Here is a 15,928-nt window from a genome sequence, read left to right as displayed (position 1 = left end):
GTCGTACTTCTTCCACAACCCAAAAAACCACCAACAGGAGCCAAAATGCCCAACCTCGTTGTCGACTTCGACAAACTGCTCACCCTCGCCGGCACCGACCTCGGCGCCACCGACTACCGCGAAATCACGCAGGAACAGATCAACAAATTCGCCGACGCCACGGGCGATGACCAGTGGATCCACGTGGACCCGGAACGCGCCAAGGACGGCCCCTTCGGCGCCCCGATCGCCCACGGCTTCCTCACCCTCTCGCTCATCATTCCGTTTTGGGGCGAGCTGTTCGACGTCGACGGCGTCACCACCAAGGTCAACTACGGCCTGGACAAGGTCCGCTTCACCTCCCCGGTCAAGGTGGGTTCGCGCATCCGGATGCGCGCCACCATCGCCGAGGTCACCGAGGTCAAGGGCGGTGCCCAGATCAAGGTGGCCAACACCATCGAGATCGAAGGCCAGGAGCGCCCCGCCGTCGTGGCCGAATTCCTCGCCCGCTTTTACAAGTAGCCCGCTTCTACAAGGAGACCGGCCCGGGCCGCTTTGTCGGCAGCCCCCAGCCCGCTCTTTCTCTGCCACTTACCTCTGCCCAAAAGGAACAATGATGTCCCAGATTTCGCAGTTGCAGGCCATGGACGCGGGCACGCGTCGCCGTGAAGCACGGACCGTCATCGCCTCCAGCTACCTCGGCAGCACCATCGAGTATTACGACTTCCTGCTCTACGCCACGGCCGCTGCCGTGGTCTTTCCCAAGGTGTTCTTCTCCGGCATGGACGAGTGGGTGGGCGTCGTGGCCGCCTACGGGACGTTCGCTGCCGGCTATGTAGCGCGGCCGCTCGGCGGCATCATCTTCGGCCACTTCGGTGACAGGCTCGGGCGCAAGAACATGCTCATCGTTTCGATGCTGGTCATGGGCATCGCCTCCACGCTGATCGGGGTGGTGCCCGGCGCCGCGGTGGCCGGGGCCTGGGGTGCCGTGTTGCTGGTGATCCTCCGGGTCTGCCAGGGCATCGCCGTGGGCGGGGAGTGGGGCGGCGCCGCCCTCATGGCGCTGGAACACTCGGAGTCCGGCAAGCGCGGCTTCGCCGCCTCGTTCGTCAACGCTGGCGCCCCCACCGGCGCGGTGCTGGGCACCCTCGTCATGGGTGCCTTCGCGGCCCTGCCCAACGAGCAATTTCTTGCCTGGGGCTGGCGCGTGCCGTTCCTGCTGTCCTTCGTCCTGCTGGGCGTCGGCATGTTTGTCAGGCTCAAGGTCGCCGAAAGCCCCATCTTCAAAGCAGCCCTGGAACAGGAGAAAGCTGAACAACAGCAAACCGAACGGCGCCAAGCGGGACAGACGAATGTGGCAGCGCGCCGCGAGATTCCCCTCCTGCAGGTCATGCGCCGCCCCAAAACCCTCATCTTCACCATGCTGGCCGGCGCCGCGGGCTTCGCGCTGCAGGTGGTACTGGCGACGTTCTCCGTAACCTATGCCGTCTCCAAGGGAGCTGATCGGCAGGGCGTGCTCTACGCCTTCGCGGCGGCCTCCTTCGTGTCCATCGCCTTCGTGGTCATGGGCGGCAGACTCTCCGACAAGCTGGGCCGGCGGCCGGTGATGATTGGCGGCCTGGTCCTGTTCATCATTTACCTGACGCCGATGTTCCAGCTCCTGTCCTCGAACAACATCGGGCTAATCTTTGTGGCCTTCGCCGTCGGCCTCATGATCCACTCCACCCTGTTCGGTCCGCTGGCAGCCTTCGTGTCCGAGCAGTTCGGCACCACTTCGCGCTACACCGGCGCTTCGCTGGGCTACCAGCTCGCCACCCTCCTCGGGGCGGGATTCACGCCGGGCATCGTGGCACAGATCTTCAAGGATTCCGGACAGGACACCTCCGCCGTGGTCCTGTACCTGGCCGTCATGTCCGTCGTGTCGATCGTCTTCATCCTGCTCACGCGCGAGCCTAAGAACAACGATCTGCAAACCGTCGGTTCCTGACCCGGCCTGCAGGCATTACCGTCTAAATAGAAAGGATCTGCCGTGGAGAATTTTGGCATCGGCTCGTGGTTGCAACGGCGCCGCCCGAAGTCGGGCACCAAGACCGCCGTCATCGCCGGGGAACGGGAACTCAGCTACGCCCAGCTCGCGGACCGTTCCACCCGGCTCGCCAACGCCCTCCGGGACCGCGGCGTGGCCAAGGGCGACCGCGTGGCCTACCTTGGCGAAAACGATCCCTCCTTCCTGGAGACCCTGTTCGCCGCCGGCCTGGCCGGGGCGGTCTTCGTGCCGCTGAACACCCGGCTGGCTCCGCCCGAAATCCAGTTCCAGCTTCGGGACAGCGGCGCTGTCCTGCTGGTCCACTCGGCAGCGCTCGCGGAGCTGGCCGAACGCGGCTCGGCGGGGACGGCTGTGGGTGGGCGGATCGTCGTCGACGATCCAACAGCGCCCGACATGACAGTGCCCGGAAAAACAGTGCCCGCCGGCGGCCATACGGGCGGCGGTGCCAGCGGCGGTGCGGACGGGGGACCGGCGGTGGAGGAGTTTGAGGCGGTGATCGCCTCCGGTGCGGTGCTGCCGCCGGACGAGCCCGTGGGCCTTGACGACGCCGCAATGATCCTCTACACCTCCGGAACCACCGGAAACCCCAAGGGGGCGCTCCTGACGCACGGCAACATCACGTGGAACTGTGTCAACGTGCTGGTGGACTTCGACTTCGCCTCCACCGATGTGGCCCTGATGATCTCGCCAATGTTCCACGTCGCCTCCCTGGACATGGGCGTCCTGCCCACGCTCCTGAAGGGCGGCACTGTGGTCCTGGAAGCCAAGTTCGATCCCCGCCGGACGCTGGAGCTGATCGGGCGGCACCGCGCGACGACCATCAGCGGGGTGCCCACCACCTACCAGATGCTGTGCGAGCATCCGGACTGGGACTCCACCGATCTCAGTTCGCTGAACAAGCTGACGTGCGGCGGGTCCGCTGTGCCGCTGCGGGTCCTGGAAGCGTACGAGCGGCGCGGGCTGCGGTTTTCCAACGGGTACGGCATGACCGAGACGGCCCCCGGCGCCACAACGCTTCCGGCTGCCCGGTCCCGGGACAAGGCCGGGTCCTCCGGGCTGCCGCACTTCTTCACCGACGTCCGGGTGGCTGATCCCATGGACCCGGCGGCCGGTCCCACTGCCCCCGGAACGGTGGGCGAGATCCAGATCAAGGGCCCCAATGTCATCCACCAGTATTGGAACCGGCCCGAAGCCTCGGCGGACTCCTACACCGCTGACGGCTGGTTCAAGTCCGGTGACATGGGCTACAAGGATCCTGAAGGGTTCGTCTTTATCTCCGACCGGCTCAAGGACATGATCATTTCGGGCGGGGAGAACATCTACCCGGCCGAGGTGGAGCAGGCAATCGCCGAACTCGACGCCGTGGGCAGTGTCGCGGTGATCGGGGTGCCGGACGAGAAGTGGGGCGAGGTGCCGCGGGCCGTGGTGCTGCTGCGGGAAGGCGCCCGGCTCACCGAGGAGCAGCTGCGCGCCCACCTTGAGGGCAGGCTCGCGCGGTACAAGATCCCCAAATCGGTGGTCTTCGTGGCCGAAATGCCCAGGACCGCCAGTGGCAAGATCCGGAAGGCGGATCTGAGGAAGCCGGCCCCGGGGCACGTCTAGACAGCTAACACACGGGCCGGAGGCCGCGGCGACGCGGCCTCCGGCTTTTGTTGCGAATCGCAGAGCTGGCTCGCGGCTTGGAATGGCGGTGTGATCAGCTGTGGACGCGCTGCCGGTACTGCAGTGGAGTTTCCCCTGCGTTGCTAAGGAAGTGCCGGTTGAAGTTGGACAGGTTCGAGAAGCCTACTTCCTACCAGAATGCGTTCCGGCCGATATCCGCGCCCAGGGCGGCCGGCAAGCTTCCCCTGGTGCTGTTCACCGCCTGACAGGTCGCTGCCCCCGAAGGAGGAACGCAAAAGAAAGCAGCTTATGGCGGGTTCCCGACCGTGTGGGATGCACCATCACGACTTTGGCCATACTCTGGCCAAGTGAGTACAAACACCACGAAGTCGGGCCAACAGGGCGAACAGATCGACAGGCAGGCGCGCATTCTCGAAGCGGCGTTGGACCTGCTGTCGCTCCACGGCATCTCGGGTGTCAATATGCGCGCGGTGGCCCGGGAAGCCGGCGTCGCACTCGGGCTGGTGAACTACTACTTCGAGGACAAGATGAGCTTGATCCGTGCGGCGCTGCACAGCATCGACGATCACGACGTCAGGCTGGTCGCCCCTGACCCGGAACTGCCCCCTGACGAACAGCTGCAGAAAGCCCTTCGCCGCGTTGCAGGCCCGGAGCTCCTCACCACCCGATATCTGTCACTGCGTCTCCATCTGTGGGCACTCGCACAGGCCCATGAAGACTTTGGGCTGATCAACGCGGCAGCGTTCGATCGCTACCTCGATGGCCTCGCCGCGCTGATCGGCAACGCCAAACCGGAGCTTTCGGGCGCTCAATGCAGGGAGCGGGCGGCTGACATCGTCGTCGTGCAGAACGGGATGTGGCTGACCGCTCTCCTCGGGGTGGACGAGGCATCCATCAAGAGGAGCATCGCCCGCACCGAGGAGATCGCCTTCGCCGCCTAGCGGGAATTGCCCAAGAATTCCGTGCAGGCACAACTGCCTTATCCAACGACGCTAGTACTCTCCAAGCTCAGCCGCCGCAGGGCCGCCAGTCCCTGCCGCGTACCGAGCCGCCGCGGCCCTTGCACGTAACAAAACAAACTTTTCTGAACAGTTGTCCAGCAGCACTATTGAACACTTGTTCAATGTACCTTACTGTTCATCGGTATGACCTACACCACACAAGTGACGTCTTGCGGTTTCCCTGGCGCGCCACGGTGTACCGCCAGTTTCCTGAAGCAGAATCACCGGCCCTTGGCGGAAGATCTGCACCAGGCAAAAGGAGAGTTTGCATGACAACAACCAACTACGACTACGTGATCGTCGGCGGCGGAAGCGCGGGTTCCGTGCTTGCCAACCGTTTGAGCGACGGAGGCCAAAGCAGCGTCCTGGTCCTAGAGGCAGGACGCAGCGACTACCCCTGGGACCTCTTCATCCAGATGCCCGCGGCGCTCACCTTCCCGAGCGGAAACCCTTTGTACGACTGGCGCTACGAGTCGGACCCCGAGCCGCATATGGGCGGCCGCCGCGTGGCTCATGCCAGGGGCAAGGTCCTGGGGGGCTCCAGCTCCATCAACGGCATGATCTTCCAGCGCGGAAACCCCCTCGACTACGAGCGCTGGGGTGCCGACTCCGGCATGGAAACGTGGGACTTCGCCCACTGCCTGCCGTACTTCAACCGCATGGAAAACGCGCTGGCCGCCGATCCGGACGATGAGCTCCGCGGGCACTCCGGCCCGCTCGTACTGGAACGCGGGCCAGCCACGAACCCACTGTTCCAGGCGTTCTTCGCGGCAGCCCAAGAAGCCGGCTACCCGTTGACCGACGACGTCAACGGCTACCGCCAGGAGGGTTTCGCAGCCTTCGACCGCAACGTCCACAAGGGCCAGCGCCTGTCGGCGTCCCGCGCCTACCTGCGGCCCAACTTCGGCCGCAGCAACCTGACGGTCCTGACCCGGGCCCTGGTGACCAAGGTCAACTTCAAGGGCAACGTGGCAACGGGCGTCACCTACCGCCGCAACGGCAAGACCCACCAGGTGAACGCCGGAGAAGTGATCCTGGCGGGCGGCGCCATCAACACCCCGCAACTGCTCCAGCTCTCCGGGGTCGGCAACGCAGCGCACTTGAACTCCCTCGGCATCAACTCCGTGGTCAACCTGCCCGGCGTCGGCGAGAACCTCCAGGACCACCTTGAGGTCTACATCCAGCACGCCTGCACCCAGCCAGTCTCCATGCAGCCAGCCCTGGACCTGTGGCGCTACCCGCTGATCGGGCTCCAGTGGCTGCTGGGCCGGAAGGGCCCGGCCGCCACCAACCACTTCGAGGGCGGCGGCTTTGTCCGCTCCAACGAGGACGTCGCGTACCCGAACCTGATGTTCCACTTCCTCCCGGTGGCCGTCCGCTACGACGGCCAGAAGGCGGACGCGAAGCACGGCTACCAGGTGCACATCGGGCCCATGTACTCCGACGCCCGCGGCACGCTCAAGATCAAGTCCACGGATCCCACGGTGCATCCGTCCATGGTCTTCAACTACCTCTCTACGGATCAGGACCGCCGCGAATGGGTGGAGGCGATCCACGTTGCCCGTGACATCCTCGGCCAGTCCGCCATGCTGCCCTTCAACGGCGGCGAGCTTTCCCCCGGCCGGGCCGTGCAGACCGACGCCGAGATCCTTGACTGGGTTGCCCGCGACGCCGAAACTGCCCTGCACCCGTCCTGCACGGCGAAGATGGGCCCGGACTCCGATCCCATGGCGGTGGTGAACCCGCTGGACATGACCGTGCACGGCACCAGCGGCCTCCGCGTGGTGGACGCCTCCGCCATGCCCTACGTGACCAACGGCAACATCTACGCCCCCGTGATGATGCTGGCCGAAAAGGCTGCCGACCTCATCGTCGGCAAGGCCCCGCTGGCACCCCAGCACGCGGAGTTCTACCGGCACGGTGTGAGCCCGCTGGAACGGGACGGCAACGCCGCCACCGCGGCCAGGGGCTAGGACTGATGGATGCACACACAAGAAGGAGAAACAATGACTGCCACGGCTGAGCAAGTCCATCAGGCCGGGAAATCAGGGGATCCCATCAAGGGCCTTTACATCGGCGGAGCCTGGCAGCAGGCGTCCGACGGCGGCACCACATCCGTGCGCTGCCCGGCAGACGGGCGCGAAGTGGCAGTTGTCGCGTCGTCCACCGTAGAGGATGCCGAGCGGGCGATCGCCAGTGCACGGGCAACGTTCGATAGCGGCCCGTGGCGCAGGCTCACAGATATCGAGCGGGGTACCGTGCTGCTTCGCGTGGCCGACCTGCTTGAGCGGGACAAGGCAACCTACGCCCGGGCGGAGGCCCTCGACACGGGGAAGCGCCTGGTCGAGGCCGAGTACGACATGGACGACATTGCCGCCTGTTTCCGGTACTACGGAAAGATCGCGGGCCTGGATGCCGGCAGGGTGATCGATACCGGGCGGGCGAACGCGATCAGCCGCGTGGTCTACGAACCGCTCGGGGTCTGTGCCCTCATTGCACCGTGGAACTACCCGCTGCTCCAGGCTGCATGGAAGGTGGCGCCGGCACTCGTCGCCGGAAACTCATTCGTGCTAAAGCCCAGCGAGCTCACACCGTCCACTTCGATCCTGCTCATGGAAACCCTCAAAGAGGCAGGCGTCCCTGCCGGTGTCGCCAATCTCGTCACCGGACCCGGCTCGAAGGTGGGCGGCCCGCTCAGCTCCGACCCGCGCGTCGACCTCGTCTCCCTGACCGGAAGCCTGGCCACAGGCCAGACGATCATGGCGGCAGCCGCGGAGACAGTGAAGAGCGTCGCCTTCGAACTCGGCGGGAAGAACCCGAACGTCGTTTTCGCGGACGCGGACTGGGACGCCGCCGTCGACAACGCCCTGACTGCCGTATTCCTGCACTCCGGGCAGGTCTGCTCGGCAGGGGCGCGGCTCGTCGTCGAGCAGCCGATTGCAGATCGCTTTGTGGCCGAGATCGTGGAACGGGCGAAAAAGATCCGGATGGGCGGGCCGTTCGACCCCGACGCCGAGACCGGGCCACTCATTTCCGCCAAGCATCGGGACCAAGTCCACGCCTACGTGCAGGCCGGTCTCGCGGAGGGCGCCGAGCTGTTGTGTGGCGGCTATATCCCCGACGAGGGCCAGCTCGCGGAGGGCTTTTTCTACCCGCCGACAGTGCTCGGCAACTGCCGCTCCGGCATGAGCGTGCTGCGGGAGGAGTCGTTCGGGCCGGTACTGACCATCGAGACCTTCGGTACCGAGGCGGAGGCCATCGCCATCGCGAATGATACGGAGTACGGGCTGGCCGGCGCGGTGTGGACATCGGACGCGTCGAAAGCGCAGCGGGTCGCGGCCGCCCTCCGGCACGGAACAGTGTGGATCAACGACTACCACCCGTACGTCCCCCAGGCGGAATGGGGTGGTTTCGGGAAATCGGGGATCGGCCGTGAGCTCGGCCGCGCGGGCCTTGACGAGTACCGCGAGGCAAAACACATCTGGCAGAACATCCAGCCCGCGCCAAGCGGCTGGTTTGGCTCATCTGCCGATGAAGCCGGGGTGGAGGCTGCCGGCTAGGCAACAGCATTTGGGGGAACGGCCGGGCGCCCGCAGAGCGGTGCCGGGCCGCTGATATCGCCCGCGTCCAAAGGCGGCCGCGGGGCATCACCATCGTGCTTTTCTGACTTAGGAGTTCGTATGTTGGAACCCAGCAAGAGTACTGATTCAAGCGGCATGGACGAGTTCGGCTATGCCCAGACCCTGGACCGAAGCATCGGCAAGTTCGCCAGCTTCGCCGCAGGCGTCAGCTACATCTCCATCCTCACCGGTGTTTTTCAACTGTTCTATTTTGGTTTTTCCATGGCCGGCCCGGCGTACGCCTGGTCCTGGCCCATCGTTTTCGTCGGCCAGCTGATGGTGGCACTGTGCTTTGCCGAGCTGGCCGGCCGCTACCCCGTGGCCGGCTCGGTTTATAACTGGGCGAAGCGGCTCGCGTCCGGGACGTCGGCCTGGCTGTCGGGCTGGCTGCTGCTGCTGTCCTCCATCATGGCGCTGGGGTCCGTGGCATTGGCCCTGCAGATCACCCTGCCGCAGCTCTGGTCCGGCTTCCAGTTTGTCGGCGATGGTACCGGCCCGTATGACTTCGCCATGAACGGCGTGGTGCTGGCCACCATCATGATCACCATCTCCACCCTCATCAATGCGTTCGGCGTAAAGCTCATGACCAGGATCAACAGCATCGGCGTGTTCGTCGAGCTGACCGCGGCGGTGCTTCTCATCCTCGCGCTGGGCTGGCACGTGGTGCGGGGGCCCGAGGTCTTCTTCGACACTGCAGGATTCGGCGAAGACCATGACCTGGGCTTCTTCGGGGTGTTCCTCATCGGTGCGATGGCCTCCGGCTACGTCATGTACGGCTTCGACACCGCGAGCTCCCTCGGCGAGGAAACGAAGGACCCCAAACGCACTGCCCCCAAAGCAATTATCCGCGCCGTCACCGCATCCTTCCTGCTGGGCGGGCTGATCCTGCTCTTCGGCATCCTGGCCGCACCGGACCTCACCGACCCTAAGGTCTCTGCTGCCGACGGCGGCCTGCAGCACATCGTCCTCTCCGTCCTGGGCGGACCTTTTGGCAAGGCCTTCCTCGTGTGCATCGTCGTGGCCGTGGCGGTCTGCACGCTGGCCGTTCACGCCGCCGCCATCCGCATGATGTTCGCCATGGCTCGGGACAACAACCTGCCTTTTAGCCGTCAGTTGAGCAAGGTGGACCCGGTCCGCAAGACCCCCACCGTCGCGGCGATCGTGATCGGCGTCATGGCCGTCATCCCGCTGCTGGTCAACGTGATGCAGCCGGCGATTTTCACCATCCTGTCCAGCATCAGCATCGTCCTGATCTACCTGTCCTACCTGCTGGTCACGGTTCCCATGCTGCGGAATAGGTTCCTGAAGAAATGGCCGCTTGTCGACGGCGGCTCCGAGCCGGGCTTCACCCTCGGCAGGTGGGGCTTGCCGGTGAACATCCTCGCCGTCCTCTGGGGTGGTGCCATGACACTGAACCTGATCTGGCCCCGCCCGGAAATCTACAACTCGGTACCACCGTTCGAGTGGTACCTGCAGTGGGGCGGGGTTCTCTTCGTCGCTGCCGTCACCCTCACCGGTGTCCTGATGTACCGACTGAAGCTTCGGCACCAGACGGGTGTCCTCGCCGGGCATGCAGCCGCAACCACACCACCTCCGCCGCTGGAATCCGCCGAGACGGAATCGGTAATGCCCATTAGCGTGGTGTAACGGCCCGGCTCCCGGACGTGTTGCCCCCGGACGTGAGGCGGCCACCGCGTGCTTCTTGAAACGACCTACCAAAGTTCGTATCGAGCTCACGCGGTGGCCGCACTCCATGTTATTGATCCGGCCCGTTTTCTGTCAGAACAGCTCGAGCAGGCATCTCCGGATCTGATGTGATCCATCCTGACCACCTTCATCAACTCGCTGATGGGCGCGCTGAAGCCGACGCCGTCTGCGGCGCCGAATACGGTGTCTGCTCCGAGGCCCGCAGGAATGCCCGCAACGGCTACCAGCACCGGGACTTCGACGCCCGCACCGGCAGCCTGAACGTGGCCATCCCCATGGTCCGGCAGGGCACGTGTTTCCTGGACCGGCGTATTCGCGCCGAATGCGCATCACATCCATGACCGGCTTCCTTGCTGCATCGCGAGGATAGCCGTCTGAACCGCACGTGCCGTCAGTGGACCGTGAAGATGCAGATGACCACCCGGCCGGGCTCGCGCACGCCCGTCCCGAGGGTGAGGCGTGTATTCAGCCAGTCCAGCTCCGGGGCGGCAGTGGTGAGCCGCGGCCAGCAGCGGAAATAGATCTTCGAAGGATCGACGGCGGCGCCGCTGTTGAGCAGTTCGATGTCCCGGGAGGAACCGTGCCGCAGGGCTGTGTTGTGGACGAAGATCCGGTGCCCGGCGTCGGTTTCCAGGACGTATCTGGCGTCCAGTTCCGTAAGGGTAGGGCCGCGGAGGAGCTGGCAGTCGGCACCGCCGGGCAGGACCCGTCCGTTGAGGGCCGGACCCCGGAGGGTGCCACCGGTGATGGGGATGAGGCGCCGATGCCCCTCCGGGGTCGGGCCGACGTCGATCGGCTCGCCGACCGTCACGGACAGCTCCGCCAGGAAGCTGAGCCCGGGCGGGACCGCAAGTGCCGCTGTCACAGGATGCCGACCGTCAGCCGGCTCGGGTGGTCCTGGCCGAACAGGACGGACTGCCGCGCCACAAGCGCCTCGGCCGAGTCAAACGCGAGCTTGCCGGTGTTCAGGTTACGGTCCCAGCGTGGATGGCAGCTGGAGGTGACCTGCACCCGGAGGCGCTCGCCGGGCGCAAACGTGAAGGCAGTCTGCCAGAGACTCACGGTGTATTCGTACGCCTGCCCGGGTTCGATGGGGGAGGGGGCGTGGTCGGGCTCGTACAGCCCGGTGTGGGCATAGCTCTCGCGCCAGGAGGCACGGACGATCCCGTCGGCCAGGCCCAGGGACGTGCCGTCCGGGGTGACCCGGCAGAGGCGCACGACAAAATCGGTGTCAACGGCAGAGGACGCGGCGAAGAAGGTGGCGCTGACATCGCCGAAGATGGTCACCGGCGCCTCGAACGGCTCCGTGGTGAAGGTCAGGACGTCGTCGCGGGCCTCGACGGACCGCTGGTCTGCCGGTCCGGCGGGGAACGCGCCATGGATCATGGTGGCGCCGCCCGCCGTCGGCACGGGATCGAGGGGATCGTAGAAGTAGCTTTCCGCACCCGGTATTCCGGGTGCGTCCTCCAGCGATCCGCCAGAGCCCAGGAACCACGAACGGCGGCCGGCGGGGGCTGGGAGTTCATCGAAGCCGCGCCACTGGTTTTCGCCCATGAAGTACAGCAGGACCGGCGGCACCTGCCCGAGCCGGTCCTGCTCGCCCTTGAGGACGGCATCGAACCAGGCGGTCTGGAGCGCGGAGAGGTCACCGAGGCCGTTCATGACGCCGGCGGCCGCATTGAGGCCGAAGCTGATATCCGGGTAGGCGCCGGAGAGATTGGTGTGGGTCCACGGCCCGATGATGAGCCGGGGCGCGGTTGTGGGGTTGGCGCGGTTGTGCTCGAGCTGCATCCGGTACTGCGCCAGTGTGCTCGGGGCGAAGATGTCGAACCAGCCGCCGATGTGCAGGGTGGGCATGTCCACCGGTGACGCAGACGCGCCGTCCCAGACCTGCGTGAAGCTGCTCCCCGGGGATTCTCCGGCCGAGGGCAGGACATGTCGGTTCATGAAGGTGCCGAGCCGCGGCGCCAGGTCCCCGAGGGGCAGCATTCCGAAGGCCGTGGCGTCGGAGAAGGAACGGTCAAGGTCCAGCCACGACTGCAGTTCCTTGGCCCGCAGTTCGGGATCGTCGGGGAATTCCCGGGCGGTTTCGTTGGCGGAGATGGAGGCGTGGCCCCAGCTGAGGCGGCTGCCGAGCTCGAAGGCCCCGCCGCGGTAGAGGGACCCGTTGTTTGCGTTGGCCCCGGCCGAGATGCCCAGGGACAACGCCGCCAGCCCGGCCGGCTTGGCCGAGGCCGCCCGCCACTGGGTCTCGGCGAAGTAGGACCGCCCCCACATGCCAACCAGGCCGTTGGAGTACGGCAACCGCGCCGCCCACTCCACCGTGCTGGCGCCGTCGGACGCCTCATTGACCGACGGGTCGAAGACCCCGTCGGAACCAAAGCGCCCTCGGCAGTCCTGCAGGATCACCACGTAGCCCGCCGCCGCGACCGTTGTGGGATTGAAGTAGGCGGAATTGACCGCCAGGTCCCGGCCGTAAGGCGTCCTGGTCAGCAGTACCGGGCACGGTTCCCCGTCCGCCGGGCGGTACACGGTGGAGCGGAGGATGGTGCCGTCCGGCAGCGGGGTTTCAACGTCGTGGTCAACGAGCACGGGGCGGGGTGTCACGGAGGGGGTCCTAACGTGGATGGGGCAGCGGGGAAGATATGCGGGAGGGGCCGGGCGTGCCCGGCCCCTCCCGGCGGCTGTACGTTCTGGCTGTCGGTTTTGACTGCCGGTTTCTAGGCGGGAGTGCCGGCTGATGCCTTGGCCGCGGTAGGCCTGGTTCCCAGGGCTTCGGTGGATACGTTGTAAGTTTCCTTGACCCAGATCGCGGTGACTGCCGCGGAGACCAGGCAGCAGGCGGCCGTGAAGCCTGCCACCGGAATCCAGCCGGTGGGTCCGGGCTGGACGATGGCGGCGGCGATCGCCGGCGCGAAGCCCGTCACGACGAGGCCGAGCTGGGATGCGGTGGCTGCCCCGGTGTACCGGACGCGGGTGGGGAACATTTCGGCCGTCATGGCCGGCCCCAGCGGGTTCACCATGCCGTATCCGACGGTCATGAACAGGATGCCGCTGGCAAAGATCAGCGGTATGGACCCGGTGCTGATGGACCAGAAGTAGACGAAGGCGGCCACGGCACAGATGATGTTGCCGGTGATGAAGACCGGCTTGCGGCCGATCCGGTCGGCCAGGATGCCGGCGTAGGGCTGGGCGATGATGCCGAGGGCGGCGGTGACAATCGTGACACCAAGCATGGCGGCCGACGGAATGCCGAACTTGCCGGTTGCGTAGGCCAGGCCGAAGGCCGCGAAGACCGAGGACACCACGCTCCAGAGCCCGAAGAAGATGACTTTCAAAATGGTGCGCCAGTGATCGCGGAGGACGACTTTGAGCGGGAGCTCGTTGTCGGTCTCGGTCTCTTTCGCGGCTTCGAAGACCTCGGATTCGGGCAGCCGGAGGCGGATGTAGAGGCCGACGGCGACCACCAGAATGCTGGCGAGGAACGGCAGCCGCCATCCCCAGCTGAGCAGGTCTTCCTGCGGGAGGAGAGACACTGCGAGGAAGGCCAGGGAAGCCAGCATGATCCCTGCCACGGCGCCGGTGTTGACCCAGCTGCTGTAGAAGGCCCGTTTATTGCTGGGGGCATGTTCCATGGTCATGGTCACGGCACCGACGGACTCACCGGCCGCGGAGGCACCCTGAAGCGCGCGCAGGACCACCAGGAGGACCGGGGCGGCGGCGCCGATGGCGGCGGCCGGCGGCAGGCAGCCGATGAGGAAGGTGGCCACGCCCATAACGACGAGCGTCAGCACGAGCATCTGGCGCCGCCCAATGCGGTCCCCGTAGTGGCCGATGACGCTGGCCGCGAGGGGCCGGACGACGTAGCCGATGCCGATGGTGGCCATGGACAGGATGGTGCCGAGGGCGGGATCGATGCCGGGGAAGAAGATCTTGTTGAAGATCAGTGCGGACGCCGAACCGTAGATAAAGAAGTCGTAGTACTCCAGGGTGCTGCCGATGAAGCTGGCGGCGGCGGCACGGCGGGCATGCTTGGTTCCGTCGCGGGAATCGGGGCGGGCCTGTTCCGCGGACGGCGTCAACGGCGTCGGCGGATCGATGGGACCAGCGGTCATTGCGGATCTCCTAGGTGGGCGGGAAGTGAAACAGGGGAAAGGGTGGGGCGGTAAAAGACCTGTGGCTCGCATGCTGAGCAGAGTGGCGGGCTCGGCTGTGGCCTCCGTCACTCCCGACGCAATGGTATGCACTTCTTGCAGCGTCCGTCAATCCAAGTGCAAAATGAAATCAGGGATGGTTGCGGCTGGCATGATGGAGGCGTGATGAGCGAGCGACCCGCCTCCGTGCCCGGCCTGGACCCGGACCTGGCCATCGACTTTCCCCGGCCTTTGAAGGGGCCATCCACCCAGCACCAGCTGGTCACCCTGGTGGTGGACTATTGGTTCAATAGCGAGGAATGGCTGCCGTCCCGGCTCATCGCGGCCCTGGCTGCTGGCCTGGGGATCACGGCGTCGGCGACGGCGACTGCGCTGAGCCGCCTCGCGTCCCGGGGTGTTCTGGAGCAGTCCAGTGCCGGGCGGACCTCGCGTTACCGCATTACCCCGGGCGCGCGGAACCGGCTGCGCCACGGCCTGGAGCAGGTCTCCGTGTTCGGTGAACAGTCCCGCCAGTGGGACGGCAGCTGGACCGTCATCGCTTTTTCCATTCCGGAGACGTCGCGGGATGTCCGGGAGATGTTCCGCTCACGCTTGCGTTGGCGCGGATTCGCGCCGCTGTTCGGGGCGCTGTGGGTCTCCCCGCGCGACCACTCCGAGGAGCTGGAGAAAACCTGCCAGGGGTACGGTGTGGACGACTACGTCATTTTCCGCACCGCGGAATCCAGCCTCCGTGGCAAGCGGCTCGTGGAGGCCTGGTCGCCGCAGGAGTTCAAGGAGCAATACCGGCCCTTCAGCGAAAAATTCACGCCGTGGGCCCAACGCCTCGACGCCGGAACGGTCAGCCCGGAGGAAGCCTTCCGGGTCAGGACCGAGCTGATGGACGCGTGGCGGGCGTTTCCGTGGAGCGACCCGGACCTGCCTGCCGAGCTCCTGCCGGAAGCGTGGCCGCGGAACGAGGCCAGAGATCTGATGGTTCGCCTCTATGACGGGCTCGCCGAGGCGGCCACCGCCTTCGTCGGCCAAGTAGTTGCCCGGGAAGCTCCCGAGCTGGCGGGCACGGCGCGGGCTCTCTCGGTAGGCTCCTCCCGCTGATCCGATCCGGCGGTCCGTCGGAAGGATTGTGCCCGGCCCGGGCGCGCCGGCGTCGTTAGTGGATCGCGGCCAGCAGGACGCCGACGCCGACGAACAGACCCCCGAAAGTCCGGTTCAGGACCTTTTGGCCGTGCGCGTCGTGGGTGAAGCGCTGGAAAGACCTGGCCGCCGCCGCGAAGAAGAACCACATCACCAGGATGTCAATCACGATTACGGTGGCGGATAGAACTGCGTACTGTGGCAGCAGCGGCTGCTCCGGGCGGATGAACTGGGGCATGAAGGCCAGGAAGAAGACCACGGCTTTGGGGTTGAGCAGATTCACCCACAAGCCGCGGCGGAACATCGAGAACGCGGGCTCGTTGCGCAGGGCGGCGGCCTTCTCCTGGTCCAGGTCCGGTTTGTGCAGGAACTGCCGGACGCCCAGATAGACCAGGTAGGCGGCTCCCGCGTAGCGGATTACGTTGAAGGCGACCGGCGAGCTTGCCACGAGCACGCCGACGCCGAGGGCCACGACCAGGATGTGCACCACCAGCGCGGCCTGCTGGCCCAGGATGCCCCAGATGGAACGGCGGAATCCCGAGTTCAGGGAGTTGCTCATGGTGTTAATGGCGCCAGCGCCGGGGGTGAAGCTGATCAGGACGCCGGCGCCGGCCAGGGCCAGCCAAAGTGAGGGTTGCACCCGCCAAGTTTACGGGCCCGGGGGCC

General features: G+C 66.1%; 13 protein-coding genes. 9 read left to right on the top strand and 4 right to left on the bottom strand.

Annotation, left to right across the window (positions count from 1 at the left end; all coding sequences use genetic code 11):
- The first annotated feature begins 45 nt into the window (after window positions 1–45).
- The 8 genes from BM372_RS05250 (at window position 46) to BM372_RS05215 (ending at window position 10,318) form a co-directional block, all read left to right on the top strand.
- Window positions 46–501, top strand: coding sequence for a MaoC family dehydratase (locus tag BM372_RS05250; protein ID WP_090952699.1), 456 nt, complete (start codon window positions 46–48; stop codon window positions 499–501).
- Between the two features lie 94 nt (window positions 502–595).
- Window positions 596–1,966, top strand: coding sequence for an MFS transporter (locus BM372_RS05245; RefSeq protein ID WP_090952697.1), 1,371 nt, complete (start codon window positions 596–598; stop codon window positions 1,964–1,966).
- A gap of 42 nt (window positions 1,967–2,008) precedes the next feature.
- Window positions 2,009–3,628 carry an acyl-CoA synthetase gene (locus tag BM372_RS05240; protein ID WP_090952695.1) on the top strand — a complete coding sequence of 540 codons (1,620 nt, stop codon included), beginning with the start codon at window positions 2,009–2,011 and terminating at the stop codon, window positions 3,626–3,628.
- Between the two features lie 368 nt (window positions 3,629–3,996).
- Window positions 3,997–4,590 (top strand): TetR/AcrR family transcriptional regulator, encoded by a 594-nt coding sequence (locus tag BM372_RS05235; protein ID WP_090952693.1) that lies wholly within the window; start codon window positions 3,997–3,999, stop codon window positions 4,588–4,590.
- A 329-nt stretch (window positions 4,591–4,919) separates the two neighbouring features.
- Window positions 4,920–6,623, top strand: coding sequence for a choline dehydrogenase (betA, locus tag BM372_RS05230; RefSeq protein WP_090952692.1), 1,704 nt, complete (start codon window positions 4,920–4,922; stop codon window positions 6,621–6,623).
- 33 nt (window positions 6,624–6,656) lie between these two features.
- Complete coding sequence (locus BM372_RS05225) at window positions 6,657–8,210, top strand: aldehyde dehydrogenase family protein (RefSeq protein WP_218160842.1); 1,554 nt, start codon at window positions 6,657–6,659, stop codon at window positions 8,208–8,210.
- A 120-nt stretch (window positions 8,211–8,330) separates the two neighbouring features.
- A complete protein-coding gene (locus BM372_RS05220; RefSeq protein ID WP_090952691.1) occupies window positions 8,331–9,917 on the top strand; it encodes an APC family permease in 1,587 nt (528 codons plus the stop codon).
- Between the two features lie 167 nt (window positions 9,918–10,084).
- Complete coding sequence (locus BM372_RS05215; protein WP_177235883.1) at window positions 10,085–10,318, top strand: transposase; 234 nt, start codon at window positions 10,085–10,087, stop codon at window positions 10,316–10,318.
- A 50-nt stretch (window positions 10,319–10,368) separates the two neighbouring features.
- On the opposite strand, the gene BM372_RS05210 is transcribed toward BM372_RS05215, so the two are convergent.
- From BM372_RS05210 to BM372_RS05200, 3 genes are all read right to left on the bottom strand, one after another.
- Window positions 10,369–10,842 carry a DUF3237 domain-containing protein gene (locus BM372_RS05210; RefSeq protein WP_090952688.1) on the bottom strand — a complete coding sequence of 158 codons (474 nt, stop codon included), beginning with the start codon at window positions 10,840–10,842 and terminating at the stop codon, window positions 10,369–10,371.
- Complete coding sequence (locus tag BM372_RS05205; RefSeq protein WP_090952686.1) at window positions 10,839–12,584, bottom strand: CocE/NonD family hydrolase; 1,746 nt, start codon at window positions 12,582–12,584, stop codon at window positions 10,839–10,841. Before BM372_RS05205 ends, BM372_RS05210 begins: the two co-directional genes overlap by 4 nt.
- A 113-nt stretch (window positions 12,585–12,697) precedes the next feature.
- The gene (locus BM372_RS05200) at window positions 12,698–14,092 is read right to left on the bottom strand and encodes an MFS transporter (RefSeq protein WP_090952684.1); all 1,395 of its coding nucleotides are present in this window, start codon (window positions 14,090–14,092) and stop codon (window positions 12,698–12,700) included.
- Between the two features lie 204 nt (window positions 14,093–14,296).
- Here BM372_RS05200 and BM372_RS05195 point away from each other — a divergent pair, with 204 nt between their 5' ends.
- On the top strand, window positions 14,297–15,223 hold the full coding sequence (locus BM372_RS05195; protein ID WP_090952682.1) for a PaaX family transcriptional regulator: 927 nt from the start codon (window positions 14,297–14,299) through the stop codon (window positions 15,221–15,223).
- Between the two features lie 55 nt (window positions 15,224–15,278).
- On the opposite strand, the gene BM372_RS05190 is transcribed toward BM372_RS05195, so the two are convergent.
- Window positions 15,279–15,902, bottom strand: a complete 624-nt coding sequence (locus BM372_RS05190) for a LysE family transporter (protein WP_090952680.1) — start codon at window positions 15,900–15,902, stop codon at window positions 15,279–15,281.
- Window positions 15,903–15,928: the final 26 nt, after the last annotated feature.

Source organism: Arthrobacter sp. ov118 (genome assembly GCF_900116495.1).
Lineage (GTDB): Bacteria > Actinomycetota > Actinomycetes > Actinomycetales > Micrococcaceae > Arthrobacter.
This window is presented reverse-complemented; position numbering and strand designations above follow the sequence as displayed.

Excerpts from the sequence above, each read along its gene's own strand:
- BM372_RS05250 (WP_090952699.1), top strand. The coding sequence starts at position 46 with ATGCCCAACCTCGTTGTCGACTTCGACAAACTGCTCACCCTCGCCGGC.
- BM372_RS05245 (WP_090952697.1), top strand. The coding sequence starts at position 596 with ATGTCCCAGATTTCGCAGTTGCAGGCCATGGACGCGGGCACGCGTCGC.
- betA (WP_090952692.1), top strand. The coding sequence starts at position 4,920 with ATGACAACAACCAACTACGACTACGTGATCGTCGGCGGCGGAAGCGCG.
- BM372_RS05225 (WP_218160842.1), top strand. The coding sequence starts at position 6,657 with ATGACTGCCACGGCTGAGCAAGTCCATCAGGCCGGGAAATCAGGGGAT.
- BM372_RS05220 (WP_090952691.1), top strand. The coding sequence starts at position 8,331 with ATGTTGGAACCCAGCAAGAGTACTGATTCAAGCGGCATGGACGAGTTC.
- BM372_RS05200 (WP_090952684.1), bottom strand. The coding sequence starts at position 14,092 with ATGACCGCTGGTCCCATCGATCCGCCGACGCCGTTGACGCCGTCCGCG.
- BM372_RS05195 (WP_090952682.1), top strand. The coding sequence starts at position 14,297 with ATGAGCGAGCGACCCGCCTCCGTGCCCGGCCTGGACCCGGACCTGGCC.